Origin of the sequence: Dyella sp. C9 (genome assembly GCF_003332825.1) — a bacterium.
Taxonomy (GTDB): Bacteria; Pseudomonadota; Gammaproteobacteria; order Xanthomonadales; family Rhodanobacteraceae; genus Dyella.
In genome coordinates this window covers 234,539-260,860 of record NZ_QIRF01000001.1, presented here as the reverse complement: position 1 = coordinate 260,860, position 26,322 = coordinate 234,539, and the positions used below count along the sequence as shown (strand labels likewise).

At 66.5% G+C, this 26,322-nt stretch carries 23 protein-coding genes; 12 read left to right on the top strand and 11 right to left on the bottom strand.

What is annotated here, in order from left to right:
• The first annotated feature begins 94 nt into the window (after positions 1-94).
• Positions 95-766 carry a dienelactone hydrolase family protein gene (locus DVU99_RS01170; protein ID WP_114238371.1) on the top strand — a complete coding sequence of 224 codons (672 nt, stop codon included), beginning with the start codon at positions 95-97 and terminating at the stop codon, positions 764-766.
• Positions 763-1,176, top strand: a complete 414-nt coding sequence (locus tag DVU99_RS01165; RefSeq protein ID WP_114238370.1) for an HIT domain-containing protein — start codon at positions 763-765, stop codon at positions 1,174-1,176. Before DVU99_RS01170 ends, DVU99_RS01165 begins: the two co-directional genes overlap by 4 nt.
• A 190-nt stretch (positions 1,177-1,366) precedes the next feature.
• Here DVU99_RS01165 and DVU99_RS01160 read toward each other — a convergent pair whose 3' ends face one another.
• The 3 genes from DVU99_RS01160 to apbC all read right to left on the bottom strand — a co-directional run bounded on the left by DVU99_RS01160 (position 1,367) and on the right by apbC (position 4,227).
• Positions 1,367-1,828, bottom strand: a complete 462-nt coding sequence (locus tag DVU99_RS01160) for a hypothetical protein (RefSeq protein WP_114238369.1) — start codon at positions 1,826-1,828, stop codon at positions 1,367-1,369.
• A 125-nt stretch (positions 1,829-1,953) separates the two neighbouring features.
• Positions 1,954-2,520, bottom strand: a complete 567-nt coding sequence (gene dcd / locus DVU99_RS01155; RefSeq protein WP_114238368.1) for a dCTP deaminase — start codon at positions 2,518-2,520, stop codon at positions 1,954-1,956.
• Between the two features lie 618 nt (positions 2,521-3,138).
• Positions 3,139-4,227 (bottom strand): iron-sulfur cluster carrier protein ApbC, encoded by a 1,089-nt coding sequence (apbC, locus tag DVU99_RS01150; RefSeq protein ID WP_114238367.1) that lies wholly within the window; start codon positions 4,225-4,227, stop codon positions 3,139-3,141.
• 146 nt (positions 4,228-4,373) lie between these two features.
• Here apbC and DVU99_RS01145 point away from each other — a divergent pair, with 146 nt between their 5' ends.
• Positions 4,374-4,820: a DUF2147 domain-containing protein gene (locus tag DVU99_RS01145; protein ID WP_114238366.1), complete on the top strand. Its 447-nt coding sequence runs from the start codon at positions 4,374-4,376 to the stop codon at positions 4,818-4,820.
• Positions 4,821-4,871: 51 nt separating this feature from the next.
• Here the strand turns inward: DVU99_RS01145 and DVU99_RS01140 are convergent, their stop codons facing one another.
• The 4 genes from DVU99_RS01140 to DVU99_RS01125 all read right to left on the bottom strand — a co-directional run bounded on the left by DVU99_RS01140 (position 4,872) and on the right by DVU99_RS01125 (position 8,583).
• A complete protein-coding gene (locus DVU99_RS01140) occupies positions 4,872-5,573 on the bottom strand; it encodes a hypothetical protein (protein WP_157971315.1) in 702 nt (233 codons plus the stop codon).
• A gap of 400 nt (positions 5,574-5,973) precedes the next feature.
• On the bottom strand, positions 5,974-6,780 hold the full coding sequence (locus DVU99_RS01135; protein ID WP_114238364.1) for a DeoR/GlpR family DNA-binding transcription regulator: 807 nt from the start codon (positions 6,778-6,780) through the stop codon (positions 5,974-5,976).
• Entirely contained in the window at positions 6,773-7,414 is a 642-nt protein-coding gene (locus tag DVU99_RS01130) for an HAD family hydrolase (protein WP_114238363.1), read from the bottom strand. The genes DVU99_RS01135 and DVU99_RS01130 overlap by 8 nt, the downstream gene beginning before the upstream one ends.
• On the bottom strand, positions 7,411-8,583 hold the full coding sequence (locus tag DVU99_RS01125) for an MFS transporter (RefSeq protein WP_232823402.1): 1,173 nt from the start codon (positions 8,581-8,583) through the stop codon (positions 7,411-7,413). The genes DVU99_RS01130 and DVU99_RS01125 overlap by 4 nt, the downstream gene beginning before the upstream one ends.
• A 162-nt stretch (positions 8,584-8,745) precedes the next feature.
• Between DVU99_RS01125 and metG the strand changes: the two genes are divergently transcribed.
• From metG to DVU99_RS01080, 9 genes are all read left to right on the top strand, one after another.
• Positions 8,746-10,845, top strand: coding sequence for a methionine--tRNA ligase (metG, locus tag DVU99_RS01120; RefSeq protein ID WP_114238361.1), 2,100 nt, complete (start codon positions 8,746-8,748; stop codon positions 10,843-10,845).
• Positions 10,846-10,916: 71 nt separating this feature from the next.
• A complete protein-coding gene (locus DVU99_RS01115) occupies positions 10,917-11,525 on the top strand; it encodes an RnfABCDGE type electron transport complex subunit B (protein ID WP_114238594.1) in 609 nt (202 codons plus the stop codon).
• The gene (gene nth, locus DVU99_RS01110; protein ID WP_114238360.1) at positions 11,522-12,160 is read left to right on the top strand and encodes an endonuclease III; all 639 of its coding nucleotides are present in this window, start codon (positions 11,522-11,524) and stop codon (positions 12,158-12,160) included. The genes DVU99_RS01115 and nth overlap by 4 nt, the downstream gene beginning before the upstream one ends.
• A 150-nt stretch (positions 12,161-12,310) precedes the next feature.
• Complete coding sequence (locus DVU99_RS01105) at positions 12,311-12,613, top strand: hypothetical protein (protein ID WP_114238359.1); 303 nt, start codon at positions 12,311-12,313, stop codon at positions 12,611-12,613.
• A gap of 263 nt (positions 12,614-12,876) precedes the next feature.
• Positions 12,877-13,542, top strand: a complete 666-nt coding sequence (locus DVU99_RS01100; protein ID WP_114238358.1) for a response regulator — start codon at positions 12,877-12,879, stop codon at positions 13,540-13,542.
• A 2-nt stretch (positions 13,543-13,544) separates the two neighbouring features.
• A complete protein-coding gene (locus DVU99_RS01095; protein ID WP_114238357.1) occupies positions 13,545-14,960 on the top strand; it encodes an ATP-binding protein in 1,416 nt (471 codons plus the stop codon).
• Positions 14,961-15,568: 608 nt separating this feature from the next.
• A complete protein-coding gene (locus DVU99_RS01090; protein WP_114238356.1) occupies positions 15,569-18,808 on the top strand; it encodes an efflux RND transporter permease subunit in 3,240 nt (1,079 codons plus the stop codon).
• A complete protein-coding gene (locus DVU99_RS01085) occupies positions 18,798-19,979 on the top strand; it encodes an efflux RND transporter periplasmic adaptor subunit (protein WP_114238355.1) in 1,182 nt (393 codons plus the stop codon). The genes DVU99_RS01090 and DVU99_RS01085 overlap by 11 nt, the downstream gene beginning before the upstream one ends.
• A 4-nt stretch (positions 19,980-19,983) precedes the next feature.
• A complete protein-coding gene (locus DVU99_RS01080; protein WP_114238354.1) occupies positions 19,984-21,468 on the top strand; it encodes an efflux transporter outer membrane subunit in 1,485 nt (494 codons plus the stop codon).
• A 106-nt stretch (positions 21,469-21,574) separates the two neighbouring features.
• Here DVU99_RS01080 and DVU99_RS01075 read toward each other — a convergent pair whose 3' ends face one another.
• The 4 genes from DVU99_RS01075 to DVU99_RS20010 form a co-directional block, all read right to left on the bottom strand.
• The gene (locus DVU99_RS01075) at positions 21,575-23,086 is read right to left on the bottom strand and encodes a SulP family inorganic anion transporter (RefSeq protein WP_114238353.1); all 1,512 of its coding nucleotides are present in this window, start codon (positions 23,084-23,086) and stop codon (positions 21,575-21,577) included.
• 14 nt (positions 23,087-23,100) lie between these two features.
• Complete coding sequence (locus DVU99_RS01070) at positions 23,101-23,784, bottom strand: carbonic anhydrase (RefSeq protein ID WP_114238352.1); 684 nt, start codon at positions 23,782-23,784, stop codon at positions 23,101-23,103.
• A 210-nt stretch (positions 23,785-23,994) separates the two neighbouring features.
• Positions 23,995-24,345 (bottom strand): hypothetical protein, encoded by a 351-nt coding sequence (locus DVU99_RS01065; RefSeq protein WP_114238351.1) that lies wholly within the window; start codon positions 24,343-24,345, stop codon positions 23,995-23,997.
• A gap of 201 nt (positions 24,346-24,546) precedes the next feature.
• Entirely contained in the window at positions 24,547-26,172 is a 1,626-nt protein-coding gene (locus DVU99_RS20010; RefSeq protein ID WP_114238350.1) for a hypothetical protein, read from the bottom strand.
• Positions 26,173-26,322: the final 150 nt, after the last annotated feature.

The window sequence follows — 26,322 nt, the reverse complement described above, 5'->3', positions numbered from 1 at the left end:
GACCGTAACTATGCGGAAAACGGACCATCATATCGCACGATGGTCGATTTCCCTGAATGGCTAGAATGGCCGCTTGCCACGCGGAGCTCGAGCCATGGGCCAGACCATCAGTCTCAACACCACGCGCATGCAGTGCATCGGCGCCTATCTGGCCCATCCCGAGGGCAAGCCCAAGGGCGGCATCGTGGTGATCCAGGAAATCTTCGGCGTCAACGAGCACATCCGCCGCGTCACCGATGGTTTCGCCAAGGCCGGCTACACGGCCATAGCACCCTGCTTCTTCGATCACCTGGAGACCGGCGTGGAGCTGGGCTACAACGAAGAGGGCTACGCGCGCGGTCGTGCGCTGGTGAACGAACTGGGGCTCGATCGCGCCGTCGAGGACGTGGCCAGCGCCGCCGAAGCGATCGCCTCATCGGGCCGCATCGGCACCGTGGGCTATTGCTGGGGCGGCACGGTGGCGATGCTTTCGGCCATGCGGCTGGGCCTGCCTTCGGTGAGCTACTACGGCGCGCGCAACGTGCCTTTCCTCGGCGAGCAGCTGCGCGCGCCGGTGATGTTCCACTTCGGCGAGAAGGACAAGGCCATCCCGCCGGAGATGGTGCAGAAGCATCGCGAGATGCTGCCGCAGATGGATGTATTCACTTACCCCGCCGACCATGCCTTCAACCGCGACGTGGGTACGCAATACGACGAAGCCAGTGCAGCCCTGGCCTACCAGCGCACGCTGGCCTTCTTCGACCGTCAACTGGCCCAAGGCGCATGACCCACCACGATTTTTCGCTCGACCCCCGCCTGCAGGCAGATACCGCGCACGTGGCCTCGCTTGGCCTGTGCGAACTGCTGCTGATGAACGACACGCGCTTTCCCTGGCTGGTGCTGGTGCCTCGACGCACAGGCGCCAGCGAGGTCTACGACCTGGCCGCCGAAGAGCAGGAGCAGCTGTGGCATGAGGTCCGCCACGCCGCGCAGGCGCTGCGCGACGTGGGGCCGTGCGACAAGCTCAACCTTGGTGCCCTGGGCAACATAGTGCGCCAGCTGCACGTGCACGTGGTGGTCCGCCTGGAAGGCGATGCGGCCTGGCCCGGACCGGTATGGGGCAGCGGCAAGGCCACGCCGTACGCGCCTGCGGGCCTGGCCTCCATGCTTGAGAGCCTGCGCGCGGCACTGTGCTGAGCGCGGCGGCAGGTGACTGCGCAATCAGGCACCACTGCGTCGCGAGCTCTTTCGAATCAGGCGGATAGCAGCTCTATCCACAGGCTTTACCGCGGCGCATCCACATCGGCTGTGGAAAACCTTCGCGCCGATCGGGCACAAAGAGAAAGCCCGCGGATCGCTCCGCGGGCCCCTGTTCCTAGCGCAGCGATCAATAGTGCTGCTGCGGCGGCGGCGCTTCGGTCTTCGGCGGCGCCTTGTAGTCTTCCAGGTCACGCGCCTTGGTATCCACCACGCTGATCTTCTTCAGCACGCCACCATCGTCGTAATACACGGTGAACCCGTAGTCGAGCTGCAGGCGCGCCATGTACTGCAGGTGCTGCTTGCGGATCTTGGAGTCATCGCTGGGCTCGAGCAGCACGGTCTTGGGCAGCTTGCCCTGGTCCTTCAGGTAGGCAAAGTGGCTGCCGGTGTCCAGCGCCGACAGCACGGCGCCGTCGACGATGAACTGGCCGCTCTTGTAGGCCTTAATCACTGCATCGAACTGGTTCAGCATGTCTGCAGTGCGCACCTCGTCCTTGGTGCTGCCGCGATGGCAACCGGCCAGCACCAGCATGCTGCCCAGCAGGATGGCTGCAGCCGCACGGGTCAGCAGCGTGGAAAAACGGGTCATGCGGGATCTCCTGCAATGCATCGGTGTGAACGTACGGAAGTGTAGCGCCGCCCCGGACCGGCGCACCGGGCCCGGACGGCATTCATTCAGGTGTCCCGTGACCGCGGTCGCGGAACGCAAAGGGCTCAGGTACGCGGCAGGGTCACGCCCTGCTGACCCTGGTACTTGCCGCCACGATCCTTGTAGCTGGTCTCGCATTCCTCATCGGACTCGAGGAACAGCATCTGCGCGACGCCCTCGTTGGCGTAGATCTTCGCGGGCAGCGGCGTGGTGTTGGAGAACTCCAGCGTCACGTGGCCTTCCCATTCCGGTTCCAGCGGCGTGACGTTGACGATGATGCCGCAGCGGGCATAGGTGCTCTTGCCCAGGCAGATCGTGAGCACCTTGCGCGGAATGCGGAAATACTCGACCGTGCGGGCCAGCGCGAACGAATTGGGCGGGATGATGCACACATCCGCTTCCACGTCGACGAAGCTGGTCGGATCGAACGCCTTCGGATCGACGATGGTGGAGTTGATGTTGGTGAAGATCTTGAACTCGCGCGCGCAGCGCACGTCGTAGCCGTAGCTGGAGGTGCCGTAGGAGACCAGCTTGGCGTTGTCGCGCGTCTTGATCTGGCCCGGTTCGAAAGGCTCGATCATGCCGTGCTGCCCCGCCATGCGACGGATCCACTTGTCGGATTTGATGCTCACTCGGACTCCCAAAGGGGTAAGGCTGCCGCCCGGGCGGCCTAAAGGCTGGAAAAATAGCGGAAATGACAGGGGTGCCGCCAGTCTTGGCGTCAGGGTGCCGGCGTCTTGAGGGTGGTGAGCCGGGGCTTCGTGGGTTCCTGCGTGGTTGTCGACTGTGCTGCGACAAGGGGGCCGCAGGGCGGTCGCGCACAGGGTGCGCTCCTACAGGCTCCTGGCCGTGGCTTTTGATCTCACTGGCCCTCAGAGGGCCAGAAGAGGGCCGCAAGGATGCGGGGACAGTGGGGCGTCCGGGCGGGATAGTGACCCGGCCGCCGGCAGGAGGCTGGAAGCCCGTCATCCCACGGGACTCCCTTCGGCCGCAGGCGAGCCGGGCCGCAGGAACGCCCCGCAAACCGAAAGACGCCGGATGACCGACACATCCGCGCCGTCAGGGCCGCCTGACGAGGGTTTCCCGCACGTCGCACGCTGTCCAGCATTCGCACGCATGCCGAACCACGATGGGCCCCCGCACGCCGCGCGCCCCTCACCCGGCCTGGCGCCAAAGCGTGAAATCCCGAGGCGAGCACCTGCTCTCACGCCAGCCCTCTCGGCGGGGAGATGGCGTGACAGCAAGGGCGCTTACGGCGCCCCCTGCACCATGATCTTGCCCAACCCCAGCGACTTGTTGCGTGGCTGCCTCGACAAGCGGCCCGCCGTGTTGCGGGCGATCTCGCGATAACGCGCCGCGAGATCGGAGTCGGGCATCGCGGCCACCGTCGGCGTGCCGCCGTCGGCCTGCTCGCGGATGCGGATGTCCAGCGGCAGCGAGCCCAGATAGGGCACGTGGTACTGCTCGGCCATGCGCACGCCGCCGCCTTCACCGAAGATGTGCTCCTCGTGGCCGCAGTTGGAGCACACGTGGGTGGCCATGTTCTCCACCACGCCCAGCACCGGCACCTCGACCTTCTCGAACATCTTCAGCGCCTTGCGCGCATCGAGCAGCGCGATGTCCTGCGGTGTGGTGACGATCACCGCGCCGGCCACCGGCACCTTCTGCGACAGCGTGAGCTGGATATCGCCGGTGCCCGGCGGCAGGTCCACCACCAGGTAGTCCAGCTGTTCCCAGCGGCTGTCGTTGAGGAGCTGCATCATGGCCTGGGTGACCATCGGGCCGCGCCAGATCATGGGGGTCTCTTCCTCGATCAGGAATCCGATCGACATCGCCTGCAGGCCATGCGCCTCCAGCGGGATGATGCTCTTGCCATCGGGCGACTGCGGCTTGCCGCTGATGCCCAGCATGCGCGGCTGGCTGGGGCCGTAGATGTCCGCGTCGAGCACGCCGACCTTGGCGCCCTCGGCCGCCAGCGCCAGCGCCAGGTTGGCCGACACGGTGGACTTGCCCACGCCGCCCTTGCCCGAGGCCACCACGATGATGTTCTTCACGCCCGGCTGCGGCGCCAGCGTGCCCTGCACCTTGTGTGCATGGATGCGGGTGCCGACCGATACCGAGGCCGCGGCAATCGCCGGGTCGACCTCCAGCGCCTGCCTGACGCGGGCGGTCATGCCGTCGATGACGCTTTTCGCGGGATAGCCCAGCTGGATATCCACCGACACGCGGTCGCCATCCACGCCAACCGCGCGCACGGCGTCGGCGAGCGGCGCACCCGTATGTGGATCAACAAGTTCGCCGAGAATGCGGCGGACCAGGGCTTCACTCGCCTGCGTCATAGGGAATCGTGGACTGTCATGAGGGTTGCCCATTATGCCAGCCGGCGCCCCGCCTTCGCCCGCAGGACCTTTCGCAATGCAGCTTGACGGCCCCGCGCAGGCTCGGTCAGGCTCCGTCCATACTGTTTCGTACGGGAGGATTCCTCATGAAGTCACTGCTCCGCGCCATGGTTGCCACCGCCCTGCTGTTCGGCACCGGCGCCGTCTTTGCCGCCGAGAACACGCCGGTCGGCACCTGGAAGACCATCGACGACGAGACGGGCAAGCCCAAGTCGATCGTGCAGATCACCGAGAGCAATGGCGAACTGAAGGCCACCGTGCTTCAGGTGCTGCAGTCGGACGAAGGCCCGCACCCGATCTGCAAGAACTGCGATGGCGAGCGCAAGAACCAGCCCATCGAAGGCATGAACATCATGTGGGGCGTCCACCAGGACGGCGATGTCTGGGACGGCGGCCAGATCCTCGACCCCAAGACCGGCAAGACCTACAAGGTGAAGCTGCAGACCACCGACAACGGCAGCAAGCTCACTGTGCGTGGCTACATCGGCTTCTCGCTGCTGGGCCGCACCCAGGTGTGGCAGCGCGAGCAGTAAGCATGGCCTGACGGCCGGCCATCCCGATCGGAGTTGGCCGGCCCGCGACGATCAGGCCTGCGCGCTGATCATCGAACCCGCGGCGCTGCCGATATTGCTCGACAGCGTCTGCAGGAATCCGGTGAGCGTGGTGCCCGTGGCGGTACCACCCACCGCACCGACCAGGTTCTGGAAGCTCTGCTGCAGCGAGTCGAGCGTGCTGCTGGATGCATTGGTCGTGGACGTATCCGTGCTGCCCGAGGACAGCTGGCTGATCAGGCTCTGCATGTCGTTCTGCAGGCCGCCACCGCCGTGATGATGATGGCCGCCACCGTGGTGCATGCCGCCCACCTGTCCACCGGTGGCCGCGGTGGCATCCGTGGCCGTGCTGGCGGCCGTGGTGCCCGTCACGGCGCCCACCGAGGAACTCGCCGAGGCGGCGGACGCGGTGCTGGCCGTCTGGGCGTTCTGCGCCTGCAGTGCCGCCATGAGGCTCTGCATGAAGGCGGTCATGGCGGCGCCGGGATCCTGCGTGGACGAGCTGCTGCCCGAGCCCGAGCCGCCGGTGCTGGTGCTGCTGGTCGTGGTGCCGGTGACGCCATCGAGCCCCAACTGCTGGGTCAGCGAGTGGAAGATGGTGCCGAACAGGCCGCCGGACGAGGACGAGCTGCTGGCCTGGCTGGTGCTGCTGCTGGTCGGGCTGCTGGAGGTGCTGGACGCATTGAGCTGGTTCAGCCAGTAGTTGTTGCTGTTGGAAACGGCATTGATCGACATCGGAAGCTCCGCAATGGATGGGGTCGGAAAACCCGGCGACCTGGCGAAGCCCCCACTCGCGCCCATCGGGCACCAGGAAACGACGCGCAAGGCCAAGGCCGGATCACGCGGATCCACTTCGAGCAAGATCGCGGCCAAGTCCGGCACCTGCGCGCGGCCACGGATGTAAAGCTGTGTAACGATCAGGCGCCGCAATGGCATGCAGGCGCATCCGCACGGCCACCTGGGCATTCTTTCGTGTGAACGATCCGGCCCGCGCGGCCACCGGCGTCAGCTTTACGTCGCCACGCGACGGAATCTCGACGGCAGCGCAACGCAGGGAAACGACCGCGCCACGGGCGCAAAAGCGACATAATGGGCGCGACGGTGATGGTGTTCCGTCAGCGGGCCCATGCGGGGCTCATGCACTGATCGCTTCGGCCCGCAGCACGGCCACGCCGCGCGAGGAAAAGGCCACCCGCGAGGCACGATCGGCCGAATGCTCCACCACCAGGTGCTGTACCCGCGACAGCTCGGCGACCTGGTGAGTGGCCACGGCACCGAGCTTGTCGTCGGTGGCCACCACCACGGTCTCGTCGCTGGCCTCGATCATGGCGCGCTTGAACAACGCCTCTTCGCTGTCGAAGCCCCACAGGCCGTGCGCTGCGTCGATGGCACAGGCACCGGGAAAGCACAGGTCGGCACGCAGGCGGCGCACCTGCTCCACCGCCTGCGCGCCAATGGCGCCGCCGATGGCCTTGTCGACACGACCGCCCACCAACAGCACGTCGAAGCCTTCGCGATCAAGCAGCAGCTGGGCGATGTGCGGCGCGTTGGTGATCACGGTCAGGCCGGCATCGCGCGGCAATGCCGCCGCGATCGCCGCATTGGTGGTACCGGCGTCGATCAACAGGGTCTGGCCCGGCTGCACCAGGCTCACCGCCTTGCGCGCCAGCGCCTGCTTGCGCGTCGAATGCTCGCTGCGTCGCTGCTTGAGTGGCGTCAGCGTCACCGCCGGCAACAAGGCGCCGCCATAGACGCGCTTGCACAAGCCCTGCGCCGCCAGTTCCCGCAGGTCGCGACGGATCGAATCCTCCGAGACGTCGAAGGACTGCGCGAGTTCCGCCGCCACCACCCGCCCGTCACGGCGCAGCTGCTCGAGGATGCGCTGCTGGCGCTCCTGCGGCAGCGCACCGCTGTCGGCCGCGGCATTCACCGCCTTAGCCATGCGATGCCTCTGCCATGGCGGCATCCAGCAAGCCCAGATCCAGCAGGTGGCGATGCAGTCCCTCGGCACCGCGGAACCACCAGCCATGCATGCCCAGCGCCTCGGCCGCCGCTACGTTGCGGGCGGAGTCGTCGATGTACAGCGCCGTGGCCGGGTCGACCGCGTGGCGCTCGAGCAACCGCCGGTAGATGCGCGGATCGGGCTTGATCAACTGCTCCTCGCCTGAAACCACGATGCCCTCGAACCACTGCAGGAACGGGTACAGCTGGCGTGCGATCGGAAAAGTTTCCTGCGACCAGTTGGTGAGCGCCAGCAAGCGCACGCCGCGCGCTTTCAATGCCTCCAGCAGGGCCACGGTCTCCTCCATCGCGCCGCCCAGGGTCTCCACCCAGCGCAGGTGATAGGCGTCGATCAAGGGCGCGTAGTCCGGGAAGCGCACCCGCAATACAGCGGTGGCTTCGGCCCACGGACGCCCAGCGTCCTGCTGCTCGTTCCATGCGCTGTTGCACACCTCGCGCAGGAACCACTCCATCTCGTCGACGTTGTCGAACAGCTTGCGGTACAGCAGGCGGGGCTCCCAGGCGATCAACACGTTGCCCAGGTCGAAGATGACGGTATCGATCGCCATGCTCATCGTTGCACCACCTTGGCCGACAGGCTGACCAGCACCAGCAGCGCCGCCACCCCGCCAAACGCCACGGGCAAGCTGCTGGCGTGCGCCACGAAACCGATCAGGGCGGGCCCGATCAGCAGGCCAAGGTAGCCCAGCGTGGTGGCGGTGGCGATGGCGATGGCCGGCGGCGTGCCCGGCAGTCGTCCGGCCGCACTGAACAAGACCGGCACGATGTTGGACGCACCCAGGCCAATCAATACGAAGCCGGCGAGCCCGGCCACGGCGTTCGGTATCGCAGCCACCACCACGAAGCCGGTCGCTGCCAGGCAGGCGCCAACGCGTACCGCCAGGCCGGGACCAAAGCGCCCCACCAGGCGATCGCCGGCAAAGCGTCCCGACGCCATCGCCACCGAGAAGCAGGCATAACCGAAACCCGCCGATGCTTCGGCCACGCCACGGAAATCGCGCATGAACACCGCACTCCAGTCGAGCATGGCGCCTTCGGCAAGAAAGCTCACGAAGCACAGCAGGCCAAGCAGCCACACCAGCCCATGTGGCATGCGCAAGGCGGGCCGCGGCTCGTCGCCGCTCTGCGGCGCGTCATCGAGCAGGCCGGCGCGCAGCCACAGCACGATGCCCACCAGCACCAGCGCAATCAGGCTTGCAGCAGTCACCAACGGCACGCCCACGGCCAGCAAGCCGCTCATCACCGCGGCACCCGCGAGGCCACCCAGGCTGAACAAGCCATGGAAACCCGACATCAGCCGCCCGCCGTCCAGCCGCTCCACATCGACCGCGTGCGCATTCATCGCCACGTCGACCGCGCCCAGCATGACGCCGAAATAGAACAGCGTACCCACCAACGCCGCGGCGCCGTCCACCCAGGCCAGCAGCGGCAACGCCAGGCTCAACAGCAGGCCCGAGGCCACGATCAGCCGGCGATTGCCCAGGCGATGGGCCAGCCAGCCCACGAACGGCATCGACAGCATCGACGCGCCGCCGAACACCAGCAGCGCCAGGCCCAGTTGTGCATCATCCAGGCCCAACCGCGCCTTGGCGTACGGCACCATCGGCGCCCAGGTCGACATGCCGGTGCCGGAGACCAGGAAGATCAACCGCGTCGAGCGACGCGCGTCGGCCAGCGATGCGGGGGAAGTGCCGGTAGCGGCGACCTCGGAAGTCGATTGCACGGGGTGTCCTGGGCAGAATTCAATGCGCACAAATGTACACAAACGTGCAACATCATGCAAACACGCGAGAGCGGCTCCGCCAGGGCCCGCCGGCATTCACCCGGCGAAGCCGCGGGACTCCCATGCCATAATGAACGACCCCCAACGCTGACCTCACTGCCCATGAGCCGACGTCTCCTTGTCACCAACGCACTGCCCTATGCCAATGGCCCGCTGCACCTGGGTCACCTGCTGGGCTATATCCAGGCCGACATCTGGGTGCGTGCGCAGCGGATGCAGGGCAACGAGACGGTGTATGTCTGCGCCGACGACGCGCACGGCACGCCGATCATGCTGGCCGCCGAGAAGGCCGGGCTGTCGCCTGAGACCTATATCGAGGGCGTGCGCGTTGGCCATGAAGCGGACTTCGCTGCCTTCCACGTGGCGTTCGACCACTACCACTCGACCCACTCGGAAGAGAACCGTGCGCTGGCATCGCTGATCTATACGCGCCTGCGCGACGGCGGCTACATCGCGCGGCGCGACATCCAGCAGTTGTTCGACCCGGAAAAGGAAATGTTCCTGCCGGATCGCTACATCAAGGGCACCTGCCCCAACTGCAAGACGCCCGACCAGTACGGCGACAACTGCGAGAACTGCGGCGCCACCTACGCCCCCACCGACCTGATCGACCCCAAGTCGGTGATGTCCGGCGCCACGCCGGTGCTGCGTGATTCGGAGCACTACTTCTTCGAACTGGGCAAGTTCGAGCCGCTGCTGCGCGACTGGTTCGCCGGCAAGCTCACCGGCGGCCAGCCGGTGGCCAACAGCGGCGTGGTGGCCAAGCTGCGTGAATGGCTCGACGGCGGCCTGAAGGACTGGGACATCTCGCGCGATGCGCCCTACTTCGGCTTCCCGATACCCGACGCCCCGGGCAAGTACTTCTATGTGTGGCTGGACGCGCCGGTCGGCTACCTGGCCAGCTTCAAGGCGCTGTGCGACCGCACGGACCTCAAGTTCGAGGACTTCCTGGCGCCGGACAGCCATGCCGAGATGCACCACTTCATCGGCAAGGACATCATCAACTTCCACGGCCTGTTCTGGCCGGCCATGCTGCACGGCGCGGACTTCCGCACGCCGACCGCGCTGCACGTGAACGGCTATCTCACCGTCAACGGCGCGAAGATGTCCAAGTCGCGCGGCACCTTTATCAAGGCGCGTACCTACCTCGACGCCGGCCTGCACCCGGAGTTCCTTCGCTACTACTTCGCCAGCATGCTCAGCGACACGCCGGTGGACGTGGACCTGGACCTCAAGGCCTTCGAGGAGCGCGTCAACTCGCACCTGGTCGGCAAGTGGGTGAACATCGCCAGCCGCACCGCGGGTTTCGTGCACAAGTATTTCGAGGGTCGCCTCGCCCCCGACTTCAGCCATGAAGAGCAGGAGCTGTGGCGCGAACTGCTGGCGCTCTACGGCGACGTGCCGGCGCTGTACAGCAGCGGCGAGTTCGCCGAGGTGGCACGCCGCTTCGTGACCATGGCCGACATGGTCAACGGCTACATCGCGGCCAAGGCGCCGTGGGCGATGGCCAAGGACGAGAGCCTGCGCGGTGAACTGCACCAGGTGTGCTCGTTCGCCCTGGCCTCGTTCCGCCTGCTGTCGGGCCTGCTCAAGCCGGTGCTGCCGGCCACGGTGGAAGCCGCCGAACAGTTCCTCGCCGCGCCGATCGGCGGCTTCGACGACGCGCGCGCCGAGCTGCACAACCACTCCATCAACGCATTCGAGCCGCTGCTCGGCCGCATCGATCCCAAGCAGGTGGTGGCCATGGTGGAGATGTCCAAGGACTCCCTCGCCCCGGCCGAACCCAAGCCTGCCCCCAAGAAAGCCAAGGAACCCAGCAAGCCCATGAGCGAAGCCAGCACCGCCCCGACCACCGCCACCGACGGCGCCGCCATCATCGGCATCGACGACTTCGCCAAGCTGGACCTGCGCATCGGCAAAGTCACAGCGTGCGAATTCGTGGACGGCTCGGACAAGCTGCTTCGCTTCGAATTGGATGCCGGCCCGCTGGGCACGCGCCAGATCTTCTCGGGCATCCGCGCCGCCTACGGCGAACCGCAGCAGCTGGTGGGACGCAACGTGGTGTTCATCGCCAACCTCGCGCCGCGCAAGATGCGCTTCGGCCTGTCCGAAGGCATGATTCTTTCGGCCGGCGACGGCGGCAGCGACCTGTTCCTGCTCGACGCCGACCAGGGCGCCAAGCCGGGCGCCACTGTCCGCTGAGCACCTTGCGGCGACTGGCCATGCCGGTCGCCGCCTGCAACCTGTTTAGCCACGGAGGCCGTTGGCACGGCATGAACTCCCTAGCCGACCGCATCGACGCCCTGCTCCCGCAGACGCAATGCGAACAATGCGGTTACCACGGCTGCCGGCCCTATGCGGAGGCCATCGCGCGCGGCGAGGCCGGGATCAACCAGTGCCCGCCGGGCGGTACCGCCGGCATCACCCGTCTCGCCGAGCTGCTGGATCTGCCGGTGCTGCCGCTGGACCCGGAGCATGGCGTGGAGAAGCCACGCATGCTCGCACGCGTGGTGGAGGCCGAGTGCATCGGCTGCACCAAGTGCATCCAGGCCTGTCCGGTGGATGCCATCGTTGGCGCGGCCAAGCTGATGCACACCGTGATCATCGACGACTGCACCGGCTGCGAGCTGTGCGTGCCGGCCTGCCCGGTCGACTGCATCGTGCTCGAACCCATGCCGCTGGCCCAGGTGAACGATCCGGCCCATGCCGACGCCGCCCGGCTGCATTTCCAGCGGCGCGAAGCGCGCCTCGCCGGTGAGCAGGCACGGCGCGATGCGGAGCTCGCCGCGCGCAAGGCGCAGGTGGCTGCGGCCACCGAGACCAACCCCGTGCTCGCGGCGCTCGCCCGCGCACGTGCCAAGCAACAAGGAAAGCCCACGTGAAGAAGGCCGACGTCGTCGAGCTGTTCACCCGCCTGCGCGAACTTGATCCCCACCCCACCACCGAACTGAACTACACCACGCCGTTCGAACTGCTGGTGGCGGTGGTGCTCTCCGCGCAGGCCACCGACGTGGGCGTGAACAAGGCGACAAAAAAGCTTTATCCGGTCGCTAATACGGCGCAGGCCATCCTCGACCTCGGCGAGGAGAAGCTCAAGCAGTACATCAGCACCATCGGCCTTTTCAACAGCAAGGCCAAGAACGTGATCGCGCTGTGTCGCATCCTGGTCGAGCAGTACCAAGGTGAGGTGCCGCGCACGCGCGAGGCGCTGGAGGCGCTGCCGGGCGTGGGGCGCAAGACCGCCAACGTGGTGCTCAACACCGCCTTCGGCCATCCCACCATCGCGGTGGACACGCACATCTTCCGCGTCTCCAATCGTACCGGCCTTGCGCCGGGCAAGGACGTGCGCGCGGTGGAAGACAAACTGGAGAAGGTGGTACCCGCCCAATTCAAGCAGGACGCGCATCACTGGCTGATCCTGCACGGCCGCTACGTGTGCAAGGCGCGCAAACCCGATTGTCCGCAATGCGTCATACGCGACCTTTGCCGTTACAAGGACAAGACGGTTGCCGCATAGGGAAGCATGACGAATGGCACGGACCAAGGGTTTCGCGCCGCAAAGCCTCACACTTTCCTCAGTGTTTCGCGCAACTTCATCAAGCGCCGAGTAACCCAAGGGCCTAAGGTCGAGCCTCCCCCGGAACAGTACCCCCGTAGGAGTCCCCCCATGAAGCGCCTGATCTTCCCCGCCGTCATCGCGCTCGGCCTGGCCTGTGCCGGCCAGGCTTACGCCGTAGAAACCTACACCGTCGATCTCAACGGCTATGCCGTGGTCGGGTTCGTCGGCAACTCACCGGAAGACTTTGCCCTGGCCCAGCGCCAGGCCGACAACTGGGAAATCCAGCGTCACCTCATGCTCAAGCCGCAGTCGATGAAGGCCGTGGCGATCAACCAGAGTGAAGGCACCGCGATGAGCAACGCGGAGCTGCGTAACGCGATCCTTACCGCCGCGCTCGCCAAGGGGCCCTGAGAAACGCGCAGGGCGACACAGGTTTTTCCAGCGCCGCCTTCGCGGCGCCATCGCAGGGTGCACAACGGCGGGCCAAGGCCCGCCGTTGTGCGTCGACGCCCTCGTATCCACATGCCATGCATTGACTGGCCGCGTCTCACGCGCCAACGTGACGGCGACCGGCCCTGCCGGGAAAAGATCCACAAAAGGATGGCGATGGATCATGGCGCCTGCGGGCGTGGCATGTGCCATGGCCCTCCCGAGGCCGATACGGGTGGTATGGCATGCACATTCTGCTGGTCGAAGACGATGCCGAACTTGGCGCGGCGATCAAGCACGCGCTTGAGCACCAGTCCTACGCCGTCACCTGGCTGCGCGACGGGCGCGAGGCCACCGAGGCGCTGCGCGGCGACCCGGTGGACCTGGTGCTGCTCGACCTGGGCCTGCCCGGCAAGGACGGCCTGGAAGTGCTGGCCGAGGCGCGTCGTTCCGGCGTGAAGACCCCCGTGCTGGTGATGACCGCGCGCGATGCGTTGGAGATGCGCATCCGCGGCCTGGACCTGGGCGCCGACGATTACCTGGTGAAGCCGTTCCATCTGGGGGAACTGGCCGCACGCATCCGCTCGCTCACCCGGCGTACCCAGGGGTTGGCCGACAACCTGGTGGAGGTGGGCGGCCTGCGGCTCAACCTGGCCACCGCCGAAGTGGAGTTCCGCGGCGAAAAGGTCACCCTCACCCGCCGCGAGTTCGCCCTGCTGCGCGTTCTGATGGAGCGCGCTGGACGTATCGTGCGCCGGGAGACCCTGGAGAATTCCGTGTACGGACTGGACACCATCGTGGAGCGCAACGCCATCGAGGTACAGGTGCACTGGCTGCGCCGCAAACTGAGCGCCGAGGTGATCCACACGGTGCGCGGCATCGGCTACATGATTCCACGCGAGCCGCAATGAGCATGGGAAATACAAGGGCCATCTCCCATCCGGCCAGCCTGCGCACCCGCCTCACCCTGCTCATTATCGCGGTGATGGTGGTGGTGCTGATCCCGTTGGGCTGGATCAGCTATCGCCGCGAACTGCGCGAGATGAACGAGTTGCTCGACGGACGCCTCGCCCAGGCCGGACGCACACTGGGCACGCTGATCGCCCACGGCGAACTGCCGCTGCGCGATCCAGACCTGCCCGACATCGCGCAGAGCGGCGACAGCCATCACCACGGCGTGGTGGTGTCGGTGCACCCGCACAACTACGAGCCCGAGGTGGGTTTCCAGGCGTATGACCCGCACGGCGAATTGATCGCCGCCACCTCCAACCTCGCTGCGCTCGCACCGCCCACGTCGGACGAACGCGGTTTCCGCGACATCCAGCTGGAAGGAAAGCTCTGGCGCACGTTCACCCTGCAGAACCGCGCCAACCTGGTGATACGCATCGCCGAGCGCTCGGACAACCGCGTCGACATCGCGCGTGGCCTGGTGATCGAACACACCCTGCCCTTGCTGATCGGCCTTCCACTGCTCGCCCTGCTGGTGAGCCTGGCCGTGAAGCGCGGACTGCGGCCGGTCGCGATACTCACCGAGATGCTCGACCGTCGCACGCCGGGAAGCCGCAAACCCATGCCGGCCGACTATGCGCCGGGCGAGATCAAGCCGTTGATCGTGGCCCTCAACCAGCAGCTGGAGCGGCTGGAGGACGCGCTCGACCGCGAACACCGCTTTGCCACCGACGTGGCGCACGAACTGCGCACGCCACTGGCGGCGACCATGATCCACCTGGAAAGCGCGATGATCTCGGACGACCCGGCCGAAATCGAATTCACCGTGCGCAACGCCCAGCAGAGCATGGCGCGGCTGGGGCGGCGCATCGAGCAGATCCTCGCCATGGCGCGGCTGGAAGCCGGCGCCGCCTCGCAGCAGCGCACGCGACTCGACCTGGCGCGCATCGCCATCGAGGTGATCGAGGAGCTGGCGCCGCTGATCGCCGAAAAGGACATCGCCTTCAGTCTCAACCACGACGACGCGCCGCTGTACGTGCTCGGCCACGAGGTGGCGCTCACGGCGATGTTCCGCAACCTGATCGAGAACGCACTGCGTTATACCGAAGCCGAAGGCCAGGTCGAGGTCGCCATCCGCCGCGAGGGCAGTGTGGCGGTGATCGACATCTGCGACAACGGCCCGGGCATTCCCGAGGACCGCCGGCAGGCCGTGTTCAAGCGTTTCCACCGCGAAGTGGAAAGCGCCACGCGCGGCTTCGGCCTGGGCCTGAGTATCGTGCAGCGTGCGATCGAGCTGCATGACGCATCGATCGAGTTACGGGAGTCACCGATGGGGCGCGGCTTGCTGGTGCGTATTCGCATGGCGGCAGAGGCTGCCTGAAAGCCACTTTCACTGTGGCGACCCGAAGGTAGTTTCCGTGAGAGAGGGGTTGGGACATTGCCACCTTTACGGTGGTGAGGGTGCGGCACCTGCGCAAGAGTGAATCGTTGCGCCGACTTCATCATCTCGCTCCGCCCGCACCCTCATCCGCCTACCGGCACCTTCTCCCGAAGGGAGAAGGGTTCCTTCGTTCATTAGCCTGCGCAGAAAGCCCCTCTCCCTTCGGGAGAGGGGTTGGGGTGAGGGTACGGACTAGCCTCAAACCCGGCGCCCCGCCCGCACCCTCATCCGCTGCGACCCGAAGGTAGTCCCTGTGGGACGGGCACCTTCTCCCGAACGGAGAAGGATTCCTTCGCCCAAGGGACACCCGATTCCACCCACACAGCAAGCTTTCAGCGTTCCAAAAGGTTTCCACAAGATTGCCTTGCGAAGATGGCCACATCGGGCCCTGCCCTGCCTTCGAGTCGAGCCATGACGACCTGCCGCTGCATTCCGCGCGGTTCCGGACCGCCCCGCTGATAGTCGCTACCCGCCTTGTCCCTTCGATGTGACGGCCTGGCCGTCACGCCGCGGCGCCGTGCGCGCCGATGCTGCCTCGGAATCGCCCCATGCTTGGCCTAGTCCGCATTGCCCTCTCGCGACCGCTCACCTTCATCGTGCTGGCGGTGCTCATCCTGATCGCCGGTCCGCTGGCGGCGCTGCGCACGCCCACCGACATCTTCCCGAACATCGGCATCCCGGTGATCAGCGTGGTGTGGACCTACAACGGCCTGCCCCCCGACCAGATGTCCGGCCGCGTGGTGTACTACTACGAGCGCCAGCTCAGCACCTCGGTCAACAACATCGAGCACATCGAGTCGCAGTCGCTGCCGGGCATGGGCATCGTCAAGATCTTCTTCCAGCCGGGGGTGGACATCCGCACCGCCACGGCGCAGGTCACCTCGATCTCGCAGACGGTGCTCAAGCAGATGCCACCGGGCATCACGCCACCGCTGATCCTCAACTACAACGCCTCGACCGTGCCGATCCTGCAGATGGCGCTGTCGAGCAGCAAGCTGTCCGAGGCGAAGATCCTCGACCTTGGCCTGAACATCATGCGCCCGATGCTCACCTCGGTGCCCGGCGTGGCGGTGCCCACACCCTATGGCGGTGCCGCGCGCCAGGTGACGCTGGACCTGGATCCGCGCGCACTGGCCGCGAACGGCTTGTCGGCGCAGGACGTGAGCAACGCGCTGGCGGCGCAGAACCAGATCATCCCGGTGGGTACCGCCAAGATCGGCACCTACGAATACCACGTGCAGCTCAACAACAGCCCCGAGGCGATCGACGAGCTGAACCAGCTGCCGGTGAAGACCGTGCACGGCGCCACCATCACCCTCGGCGACGTGGCCCATGTGCGCGACGGCGCGGCACCGCAGACCAACATCGTGCGCGTGGATGGCCGGCGCGCGGTGCTGATGCCGGCGCTGAAGGTGGGCGATGCGTCCACCCTCGCCGTGGTCTCGGGCATCAAGAACCTGATGCCGCTGGTGAAGGAATCGCTGCCCGACTCGCTGAAGGTGTCGCTGCTGAGCGACCAGTCCACCTTCGTGAAGTCGGCGATCACTTCGGTGGCGCGCGAGGGCATCATCGCCGCCCTGCTCACCTCGGTGATGATCCTGGTGTTCCTGGGCAGCTGGCGTTCCACCGTGATCATCGCGGTGTCGATTCCGCTGGCGATCCTGTCCGCCATCGCGCTGCTCTCGGCCTCCGGCCAGACGCTCAACGTGATGACCCTGGGCGGTCTCGCGCTGGCGGTGGGCATCCTGGTCGACGATGCCACGGTGACCATCGAGAACATCAACTGGCATCTCGAACAGGGCAAGGACGTGCACACGGCCATCATGGACGGCGCCAGGCAGATCGTGACGCCGGCCTTCGTCTCGCTGCTGTGCATCTGCATCGTGTTCGTGCCGATGTTCATGCTCAACGGCATCGCCGGCTTCCTGTTCCGCCCGATGGCGCTGGCGGTGATCTTCGCCATGGCGTCCTCGTTCGTGCTGTCGCGCACGCTGGTGCCGACCATGGCGATGTACCTGCTCAAGCCCCACCACACCGAGAAAGGCCCGGGCGACCATCCGGAAGACGCATACCTCAATCATCACGAGGGCGACCAGCACCTGCCGCGCAAGCGCAGTGCGCTGGTGGCCGCGCTGGTGAATTTCCAGCAGGGCTTCGAGCATCGCTTTGCCCAGATACGCGACGTCTACCATGCGACGCTCACGGTGGCGCTCACCCATCGCCGCCGCTTCGTGCTCGGCTTCCTCGGTTTCGTGCTGGCTTCGTTCGCGCTGGTGCCGTTCCTCGGCCGGGATTTCTTCCCCGATGTCGATGCCGGCGCGATCGCCCTGCACGTGCGGGCACCCATGGGCACCCGCGTGGAAGAAACGGCCGCGGAGTTCGATCGCGTCGAGGCGGCAATCCGCAAGGTGATTCCGCCGGATCAGCTGGACACCATCATCGACAACATCGGCCTGCCGCTGTCCGGCGTGAACATGGTCTACAACTCCAGCGGCACCATCGGCCCGCAGGATGGCGACATCCAGATCGAGCTGAAGGAAGGCCACGCGCCCACCGCCGACTATGTGCGCAAGCTGCGTGCGTTGTTGCCGCGCGAATTCCCGGGTACCCAGTTCGCCTTCCTGCCGGCCGACATGAGCTCGCAGATCCTCAACTTCGGCGCGCCGGCGCCGCTGGATGTGACCATCGCCGGCCGCGACCTCGCTGCCAACGAGGCTTACGCCACGAAGATCATGCAGCGCCTGCGCGAAGTGCCCGGCATCGCCGACGTGCGCCTGCAGCAGAGCACCAGTTACCCGCAGCTCGACGTCACGGTGAACCGCACCCGCGCCGATGAGCTTGGCGTGACCGAGCGCGACGTCACCAACAGCATGGTGGCCTCGCTGGCCGGCAGCTCGCAGGTGGCGCCGACGTTCTGGCTCAATCCGAAGAATGGCGTGTCCTACCCGATCGTGGCCGCCACGCCGCAGTACAAGATGGACAGCATGGCCGACATCGCCAGCCTGCCGGTGACGCCGGCCGGCAAGGGCGCGAGCCAGGTGCTCGGCGGCCTGGCCACCTTCACCCGCGTACCCAGCGCGGCGGTGGTCACGCACTACAACATCATGCCCTCGTTCGACATCTACGCCTCGGTGCAGGACCGCGACCTCGGCGCCGTGGCCAGCGACGTGCAGAAGGTGCTCAACGACTTCGCCAGGTCGCGTCCGCGCGGCACGCTGGTGAGCCTGCATGGACAGGCCGGCACCATGAACGAAGCCTTTGGCGGCCTGCTGTTCGGCCTGGTCGGTGCCATCGTGCTGATCTACCTGCTGATCGTGGTGAACTTCCAGTCGTGGCTGGATCCGTTCGTGATCATCACCGCCCTGCCCGCGGCGCTGGCCGGCATCGTGTGGATGCTGTTCCTCTCGCACACCACGCTTTCGGTACCCGCGTTGACCGGCGCCATCATGTGCATGGGCGTGGCCACCGCCAACTCCATTCTGGTGGTGAGCTTCTGCCGCGAACGGCTTGCCGAACACGGCGATGCAATGAAGGCCGCACTGGAGGCCGGCTTCACCCGCTTCCGCCCGGTCTGCATGACCGCGCTGGCGATGATCATCGGCATGCTGCCGATGGCCCTCACCCAGGAACAGAACTCGCCGCTGGGCCGTGCCGTGATCGGCGGCCTGCTGTTCGCCACCTTCGCCACCCTGCTGTTCGTGCCGGTGATCTTCAGCATCGTGCACGGCCGCGAGCAGGCCCAGACGAATCCCGAATCCCTGCTTGGAGAACCCGTCCATGTCGCATGACGCCCCCATCGCCACGCCGCAGCGCCCGCCCAAGCTCGGCCGTGCCGTGCGCATCGGGCTCGTCGTGGCCGTCCTCGCCACCATCGCCGGCGTCGCCGTGCGTGCCTACGACTATCACCGCGTGGTGAAGTGGACCGATGCGCAGATCTTGCCCACGGTGCAGCTGGTGACGCCGGAAACCGGCGCCAGCCAGCAGGCCATGACCCTGCCCGGCCATCTGGATGCGTGGATCAGTGCGCCGATCCACGCGCGGGTCAGCGGCTACCTCAAGAGCTGGAGCCGCGATATCGGCAGCCAGGTCACCGCCGGTGAATCATTGGCCGAAATCGACACACCGGAACTGGACCAGCAGTTCGAGCAGGCCAAGGCCGACCTCGCCCGCGCGCAGGCCACCGCCAAGCTCGCGGTGCTCACCAACAAGCGCTGGCAGAACCTGCTCACCTCGAACTCGGTGTCCAAGCAGGAGGCCGACGAAAAGGCCGGCGAGGCGGAAGCCGCGCAGGCCAACGTGCTGGCGGCACAGGCCAACGTGGACCGCATCGCCGCCATGGAAGGCTTCAAGCATGTCACCGCGCCGTTCGCCGGCACGGTGACCGCGCGCAACACCGACATCGGCGACCTGATCAGCGCCAACAACGACAGCAGCCAACCCTTGTTCACGGTGTCCGACACCACGCGCATGCGCCTGTATGTGGAAGTGCCTCAGGGCTACGCCGATGCCATCCGCCCCGGCATGACGGTGAAGCTGGACGTGCCCGATCACCCGGGCGAGCAGTTCACCGGCCAGCTGATCGGCAACTCCGGCGCGGTGAACCAGGCCTCGGGCGCCCTGCTCGCGCAGTTCGAGGTAGCCAACCCCAAGGGCGACCTGCTGCCGGGCGCGTATGCCGAAGTGCATCTGCCGATGGCCGACAACAGCCACACCATGACGGTGCCGGCCACCGTGCTGATCTTCCGCGCGCAGGGCCCGCAGGTGGCCGTGCTCGGCGCCGACGGCAAGGCCGAGCTGCGCAACGTGCACATCGCGCTCGATCTCGGTGACCGCCTGCAGATCGACCAGGGCCTGCAGCCCGGCGACCGCATCATCAACCACCCGCCCGATTCGCTGATGCAGGGTGATCGCGTGCAGGTGGCCAACGCCACCGGCGACAGCGCCGCGAAGCAGGAGTAGCGCCATGAACCAATCACTTTCGCTGCTGCGCCGCCTGCTGCCGCTGGCCCTGGTAGCCGTGCTGCCGGCCTGCTCGCTCGCCCCCACCTACAAGAAACCCGACGTGGGTCCGCTGCCGCAAGCCTATGCAGGCCAGACCTCCGACGGCCTGTGGTCACCGGCACATCCGGCCGATACCGCCGATCGCGGTGCGTGGTGGTCGGTCTATCGCGACGCCACGCTGGACCGGCTGGAAGACCAGCTCGACCACGCCAATCCGTCGCTGGCGGTGGCGCTGGCGCGTTATGACGCGGCGCGTGCCATCGTCGGCGAGCTGCGCTCCAGCGAATACCCGCAACTGGGCGTGGATGCCAACACCTCGCGCAATCGCCAGTCCAACAATCGCCCGTTGCGCGGCAGCAACCAGCCCAATGAATACTCGGCCAACACGCTTGGCTTCGGCGCCAGCTACGAGCTGGACCTGTGGGGCCGCGTGCGCAACGAAGTGGCCGCCGGCAAGGCCGAGGCCGCTGCGGCCTCCGGCGACCTCGCCTCGGTGAAGCTGAGCCTGGAGGCACAGCTGGCCGACCTGTATATCCGCCTGCGCGGCTACGACGTGCAGGAGCGCATCCTCAAGGACACCCTCGATGCCTATCAGCAGGGACTGGATCTGACCCAGCGCCGCTTCGAGGGTGGCATCGCCTCGGGACTGGACGTGGCGCGCGCCAAGAACCAGCTTTCCGATGCGCAGGCCCAGGTGTCCGAAGTGGAAGCGCAGCGTGCGCTCACCGAACATGCCATCGCCAGCGTGGTGGGCGTGCCGGCGTCGAGCTTCTCGCTGCCACTGGACAACACGCCGATCGTAGTGCCGGCCATACCACTCGGCGTGCCTTCGCAGCTGCTCGAACGCCGCCCCGACATCGCCGCCGCGGAACGCCGCGTGTTTGCCGCCAATGCCGAAATCGGCGTGGCGCGCGCCGCGTTCTTTCCGCGCCTGAGCCTGGCTGCCGCGTTCGGCTGGCAGGACACCGGCATGGGCAGCCTGATGAGCGCGGGCAATCGCTACTGGGCGCTCGGTCCGGATCTGGCCATGACGCTGTTCGATGGTGGCCTGCGCCGATCCAAGGTGGCGGCGGCACAAGCCAACCTGGATGCCGCTGCAGGCGAGTATCGCGGCGTGGTGCTCGGCGCGTTCCAGCAGGTGGAAGACAACCTTACCCTACTGCAGCAACTGGGCAAGGAAGCACACCAGGAAGACGATGCCGCCAGCGCCGCACGCGACTCGCAGACCATCGCCACCAACCGCTACCGCGAAGGCGCGGTGAACTATCTCGACGTGGTCACGGCGCAGACCGCCGAACTGCAGGCCGAGCGCAACGCCGAACAGGTGCGCACCCGTCGGCTGCAGGCCAGCGTGGACCTGATCCGCGCCTTGGGTGGTGGTTGGGATACTGCGCAGCTGCCGGCCGCCGACATCGCGGCGACCGGCAGCACATCCCGGGCCCGCTGACGCGACAGACCTACAGCTGTCGCATCCGCCCGGGGGCCTTGTGGAACCTGCCCGCCCAGAGAGAGGGGGAGGGGAAGCGGGCAGGTTCCTATGACGGGCTGCCTTCCTAGGCGGCCCGACGCACGCCTTCCACGCGCTGGTTGAGCTGCTGCCAGTCCACCACCAGCTCGCAGCCACGCGCCGAGGCATTACGCCCCCATTCGCGTAGCAATTCCAGGCACGCCTGGTCGACGTGATGCAAGCGATCCACCACCAACTGCAGGCGCGTGTTCGGCGGCACGCGCTCCAGCGTGCGCGCCACTGACGGTACGCGCAGGAAGGTGGCCGAACCTTCCAGCCGCAGCGAAGCCGAACCCGGTTCATCGTGGTGATCCAGGCCCACCTTCAGTCGCGCCGAATGCAGCGCCAGGCGGAACAGCGACAGCGCGAAGCCCACCAGCACACCGGCCAGCAGGTCGGTAGCCACGATTGCCACCGTGGTGGCCACGTAGATCCATGCCGTGCCCTTGCCATACTGGGCCAGTGCCTTCACCTGTTTGAAGTTCACCATCTTGATGCCGGTGAAAACCAGGATACCGGCCAGGCACGCCACCGGCGTCATGCGCATCAGCCACGGCAGCAGCGAAGCGAACACCAGCAGCCACGCGCCGTGCATGATGGCGGCCATGCGCGTGGCCGAGCCCGCCTGCACGTTCGCGGCACTGCGCACGATCACGCCGGTCATCGGCAACGCACCCAGCAGGCCGCACAGCAGATTGCCCACGCCCTGCGCGGTCAGCTCGCGGTCGTACTGCGTGCGCACGCCGTCGTGCATGCGATCCACCGCGGCGGCGGACAGCAGCGTCTCGGCACTGGCGATGAAGGCGAAGGTCAGCGCGGCGATCAGCAGCGAAGGCTCCAGCAAACCGGACAGGCTGCTCCAGCTCGGCATCGACACCGCGGCCATCAGGTTGGACGGCACGTCCACCTTCTTTACCGACAGGTCCATCAGCTGCACGGTCGCCGTCAGCGCGACCACGGCGAGCAGCGCGCCAGGCACGAAACGCAGCTTGGCCGGACGCAGCTTTTCCCAGCCCAGCATGATGGCAATGGTGCCGGCACCCACGCCCAGCGCGGCAAGGCTGCCCACTTCACCCTGCAGCATGTCGATCACGGCACCCGGCAGCGCGGCGAAGTTCTCCAGGCCACGAGCCTTGGGCACGGCATCGATCAACACGTGCAGCTGCGAGGCGACGATCAGCACGCCAATCCCCGAGAGCATGCCGGCCACCACGGCCGGCGAGCACATGCGGAACCACACGCCGACGCGGCACAAGCCCGCCGCGATCTGGATCAGGCCGGCCAACAGCACCACCGGCCCCAGTGCGGCCACGCCATGCTGGCGCACCAGCTCGAACACCAGCACTGCCAGGCCAGCGGCGGGGCCGCTGACCTGGAGCGGTGAGCCGGCGATCGTGCCGACCACGATGCCGCCGATGATGCCGCTGATCAGACCGGCGGCCGGCGGCATGCCCGACGCGATGGCGATACCCATGCACAAGGGCAACGCCACCAGGAACACCACGATGGAACCCAGCAGGTCGCGTCCAAACAGACCCTGCGAGAAATAACGGTTCATCACGACGGCGATCCTCAGGCAGCCGACGCCGTGGGCATGGAGAAGCGCGCGTGCGGCGTAGCCTCAGGCACCCGGCCCTTGCCCGGCTCGATCAGCACGAAGCGCCCTTCCTGCGCATCGAACGCCCTCAGCTCCGCGTGCGCGATGTCATACACCCAGCCATGGATGCTGAGCTGACCGGTAGCCAGCGCCGCGGCGACCGCCGGCAGCGTGCGCAGGTGCTCCAGCTGCCCGACCACGTTCTCCTCGGTAAGGCAGCGCAACGCCTCGAGAGGGTCCATGCCGGCGCCGTGCTGCTGCACCACGTAGCGCGCCACGTCCGCATGCTTCATCCACGCGGCCACCGACGGCATGTCCTGCACCAGCTCCGGATACTGCAATGCCTTCATCGCGCCGCAGTCGGAATGGCCGCAGATCACGATGTGGCGCACCTTGAGCACCTTCACCGCGTACTCGATCGCCGCGACCACGCCGCTCACATGCTGCGCGTACGGCGGCACGATGTTGCCGATGTTGCGATATACGAACAGCTCGCCGGGCTGGGAGCAAAACATCATCTCTGGCATCACGCGCGAATCGGCGCAGGTGATGAACATGGTGCTCGGGCTCTGGCCCTTGGCCAGCTTGCCGAACAGCTCGCGCTGGGTGGGGAAAACTTCGTTGCGGAACTGCTCGAAACCTTCGATCAAACGCTTCATGCGAATACTCCAGACAAAAGTGGGGTACGACGCCCACGGCGCAGCGCACCGGGCAAGAGCGTCGATGGAATGGGAAACGGGGATGGCCAGCGCCGGCCGCAGGCACGCGACATGCGCGCCGTTGGCGTTTCAGGTCTCGGGGATGGCCATCAGGGGTGGCACGCGATGGCGCGCGCACCCGAACGGGCGAACCGCGTCAGCGGTCGCGGATCAGGCGGCTTCGGGCGGGCGCAGCAGCCGCGCGGGGTCGTGCAGGCCTACGTCGTAGGAGCCTGACACGGGGGCCTGGCTGGGCATGGGAGCCCACAGGTGGGCGACGTCGAACGGATGAAGGATGTCATCCATGCCGCCGCTGGTGTTGTCGTCGAACGAGCACTTGCCGTCACGATCGGCATCGGTGTCGGCCACGTCGTCGGCCAGCACCAGGGTCGCCACCGCCTTGCCGCTGTCGCCGGCAGGCGCCGCCTTGGCCGGACGCACCGGCGCGCCGACCAGCAACAGCAGGCCGAACAGGCACGCCAGGAAAACGGCGAAAGGGGAATGGCGAAGACGCGAAGTCATGCGTAGAAACTATCGGAAACCCACCACGAGCCGCAAGTCTTTGCGATGATTTTTGTGCACTTGCATCAATCAGGGTCAGGTGGCGTTTAGCCATCCATCTTTCGCATGCGCCTCGCCACAAAAACAAAGCGGCGGGCCAAGGCCCGCCGCTTCTCCATCCGTGGGTCGAACTCCCTTGCGATAGTCGTGCCGTACCGCCGATTAGAACGGGTAGTAGCGGAAGGAGGTGAAGAACATGTCTTCCTTGGCCTTCGGCGAAGCTGCGCCGTTGACCAGCACGCCGTTGACGTAACCCTGGCCGGCGAAGGCTTCCTTCTCGGTGTGCGAGTACTGCGCACCGAACTGCATGCGACCAAACTTGCCCTGGTAGAACTTCCACCAGAAACCAGCCGTACCCTGCCAGATGTCCTTGGCGTTGCCCACGCAGGTGGCGGCAGCCGCACCCACAGTGTCGCAACCGCTGTTGTTGTAGGCCGGGTTGCCGTAGCCCAGGGCCAGGCCGTTGACATCGAAGTCCTTCTTGCTGTCGGACTCGCGGCCGCCGAACAGGTAGACGTCGACGTCGGCGTTGGCATGCCAGGTCAGACCGGTCAGCAGCATGTTCTCCTTGATCGGAGCGATGTTGCCGTTCGGGCTGAAGGTCACGTCGGAGAGCTGGGCGCTGCCGTAACGGCCGATGCCCTTGCCTTCCATGCCGGAGATCTGCCAGTCCAGCACCTTGTCGATGAGCGGCAGGACTGCGCCGAAGCCCCAGCCACCGCCCCAGGTGTCGTGGTTCGAGTACGAACCATTGGTGGCGTAGCGGTTGTAGAACGAACGGCCCAGGCCGAACACTTCGTAGTGGCCATAGCCCGGGTCAGCCGCGAACTTCACGACCACGTCGGGGATGTGGTTCAGCGACAGCGTGTTGGCCGAGTCGTAGCCCGAGCCAGCGGTGATGTTGTACGCAGTCTGCTGCACCGGCGCCTTGGCCTGGTTCGGGCTGCTGTAGAACGTGGTCTGCGGGTTCTCGATCGAGATACCCAGCCAGTAGGTCTTGTCCCAATCCTTGACCAGGCGGATCTGCGCCTGACGGGCCCAGGTGAAGCCCGGAATGTACTGGGCGTCGATCTGCGGCGGGGTCAGCTCGGTGCGCGGCATGATGCCCTTGCTGTTGAGCGTCAGCAGCGACCAGTTCTGGCCGGCCAGCAGGTGCAGGCCCGAGTTGTCCCAGTCGGAGGTCATGTAGACGTTGCGGATGCGCGGGTTGAACGAGTTGCTCTCGTTCGAGTTCGCGGTCTGGGCGCCGCCCAGGAAGTCCATTTCGATGTAGCCGGCCAGATGCGTATCCGGGCTCACGTCACCCTGGGCGAGGGCCGACAGGCGGCTCTGGCGGGCACTCATGCGGAACTCGCTCATGTGAGCGGTCTGCACGTTCTTGTACGGGATCGCGCTGTAGTTGGAGGCGATGTCCGCGCCTTCCTGGGCCGAGCGGTAGATCGATTCAGCGGCGAGGAAGCCGCCGAGCGTGATGTTCACGCCCTTGTAGGCGATCTTGTCGGACGACTTCTTGACCTGCGCATCGGTGGCAGCGACCTGCTTCTGCACCTGCTCCACGGCCTGGCCGGTGGAGACGTTGATGTCAGACTGCGCATCCGTGCGCTGCTCGAGCTCGGCCACCTTGGCCTGCAGAGCCTGGAGCTGAGCCTTCAGCGCTTCGATCTCGGCGGTCTGAGCCGACTGCGTGCTGTTCTTGGACGACTGGGCCGGAGCCGGGTCGGCCATCACGTGAAAGCTGGTAACGCCCAATGCGGCAGCGACGGCTACCGCAAGCAACTTGGAACGCATGGATATTCTCCGCAAGTAGGTAGGAACCACCTGGACCGCCCCCTTTGATCCCCTTCGATCTCTGGCTGTCCAAGCACGATCGGTGCGGAGGATGGGCTCAGGGGTTTACCGTTAGATGGACGTTATGTGACAGAACGAAGACATTCGCCC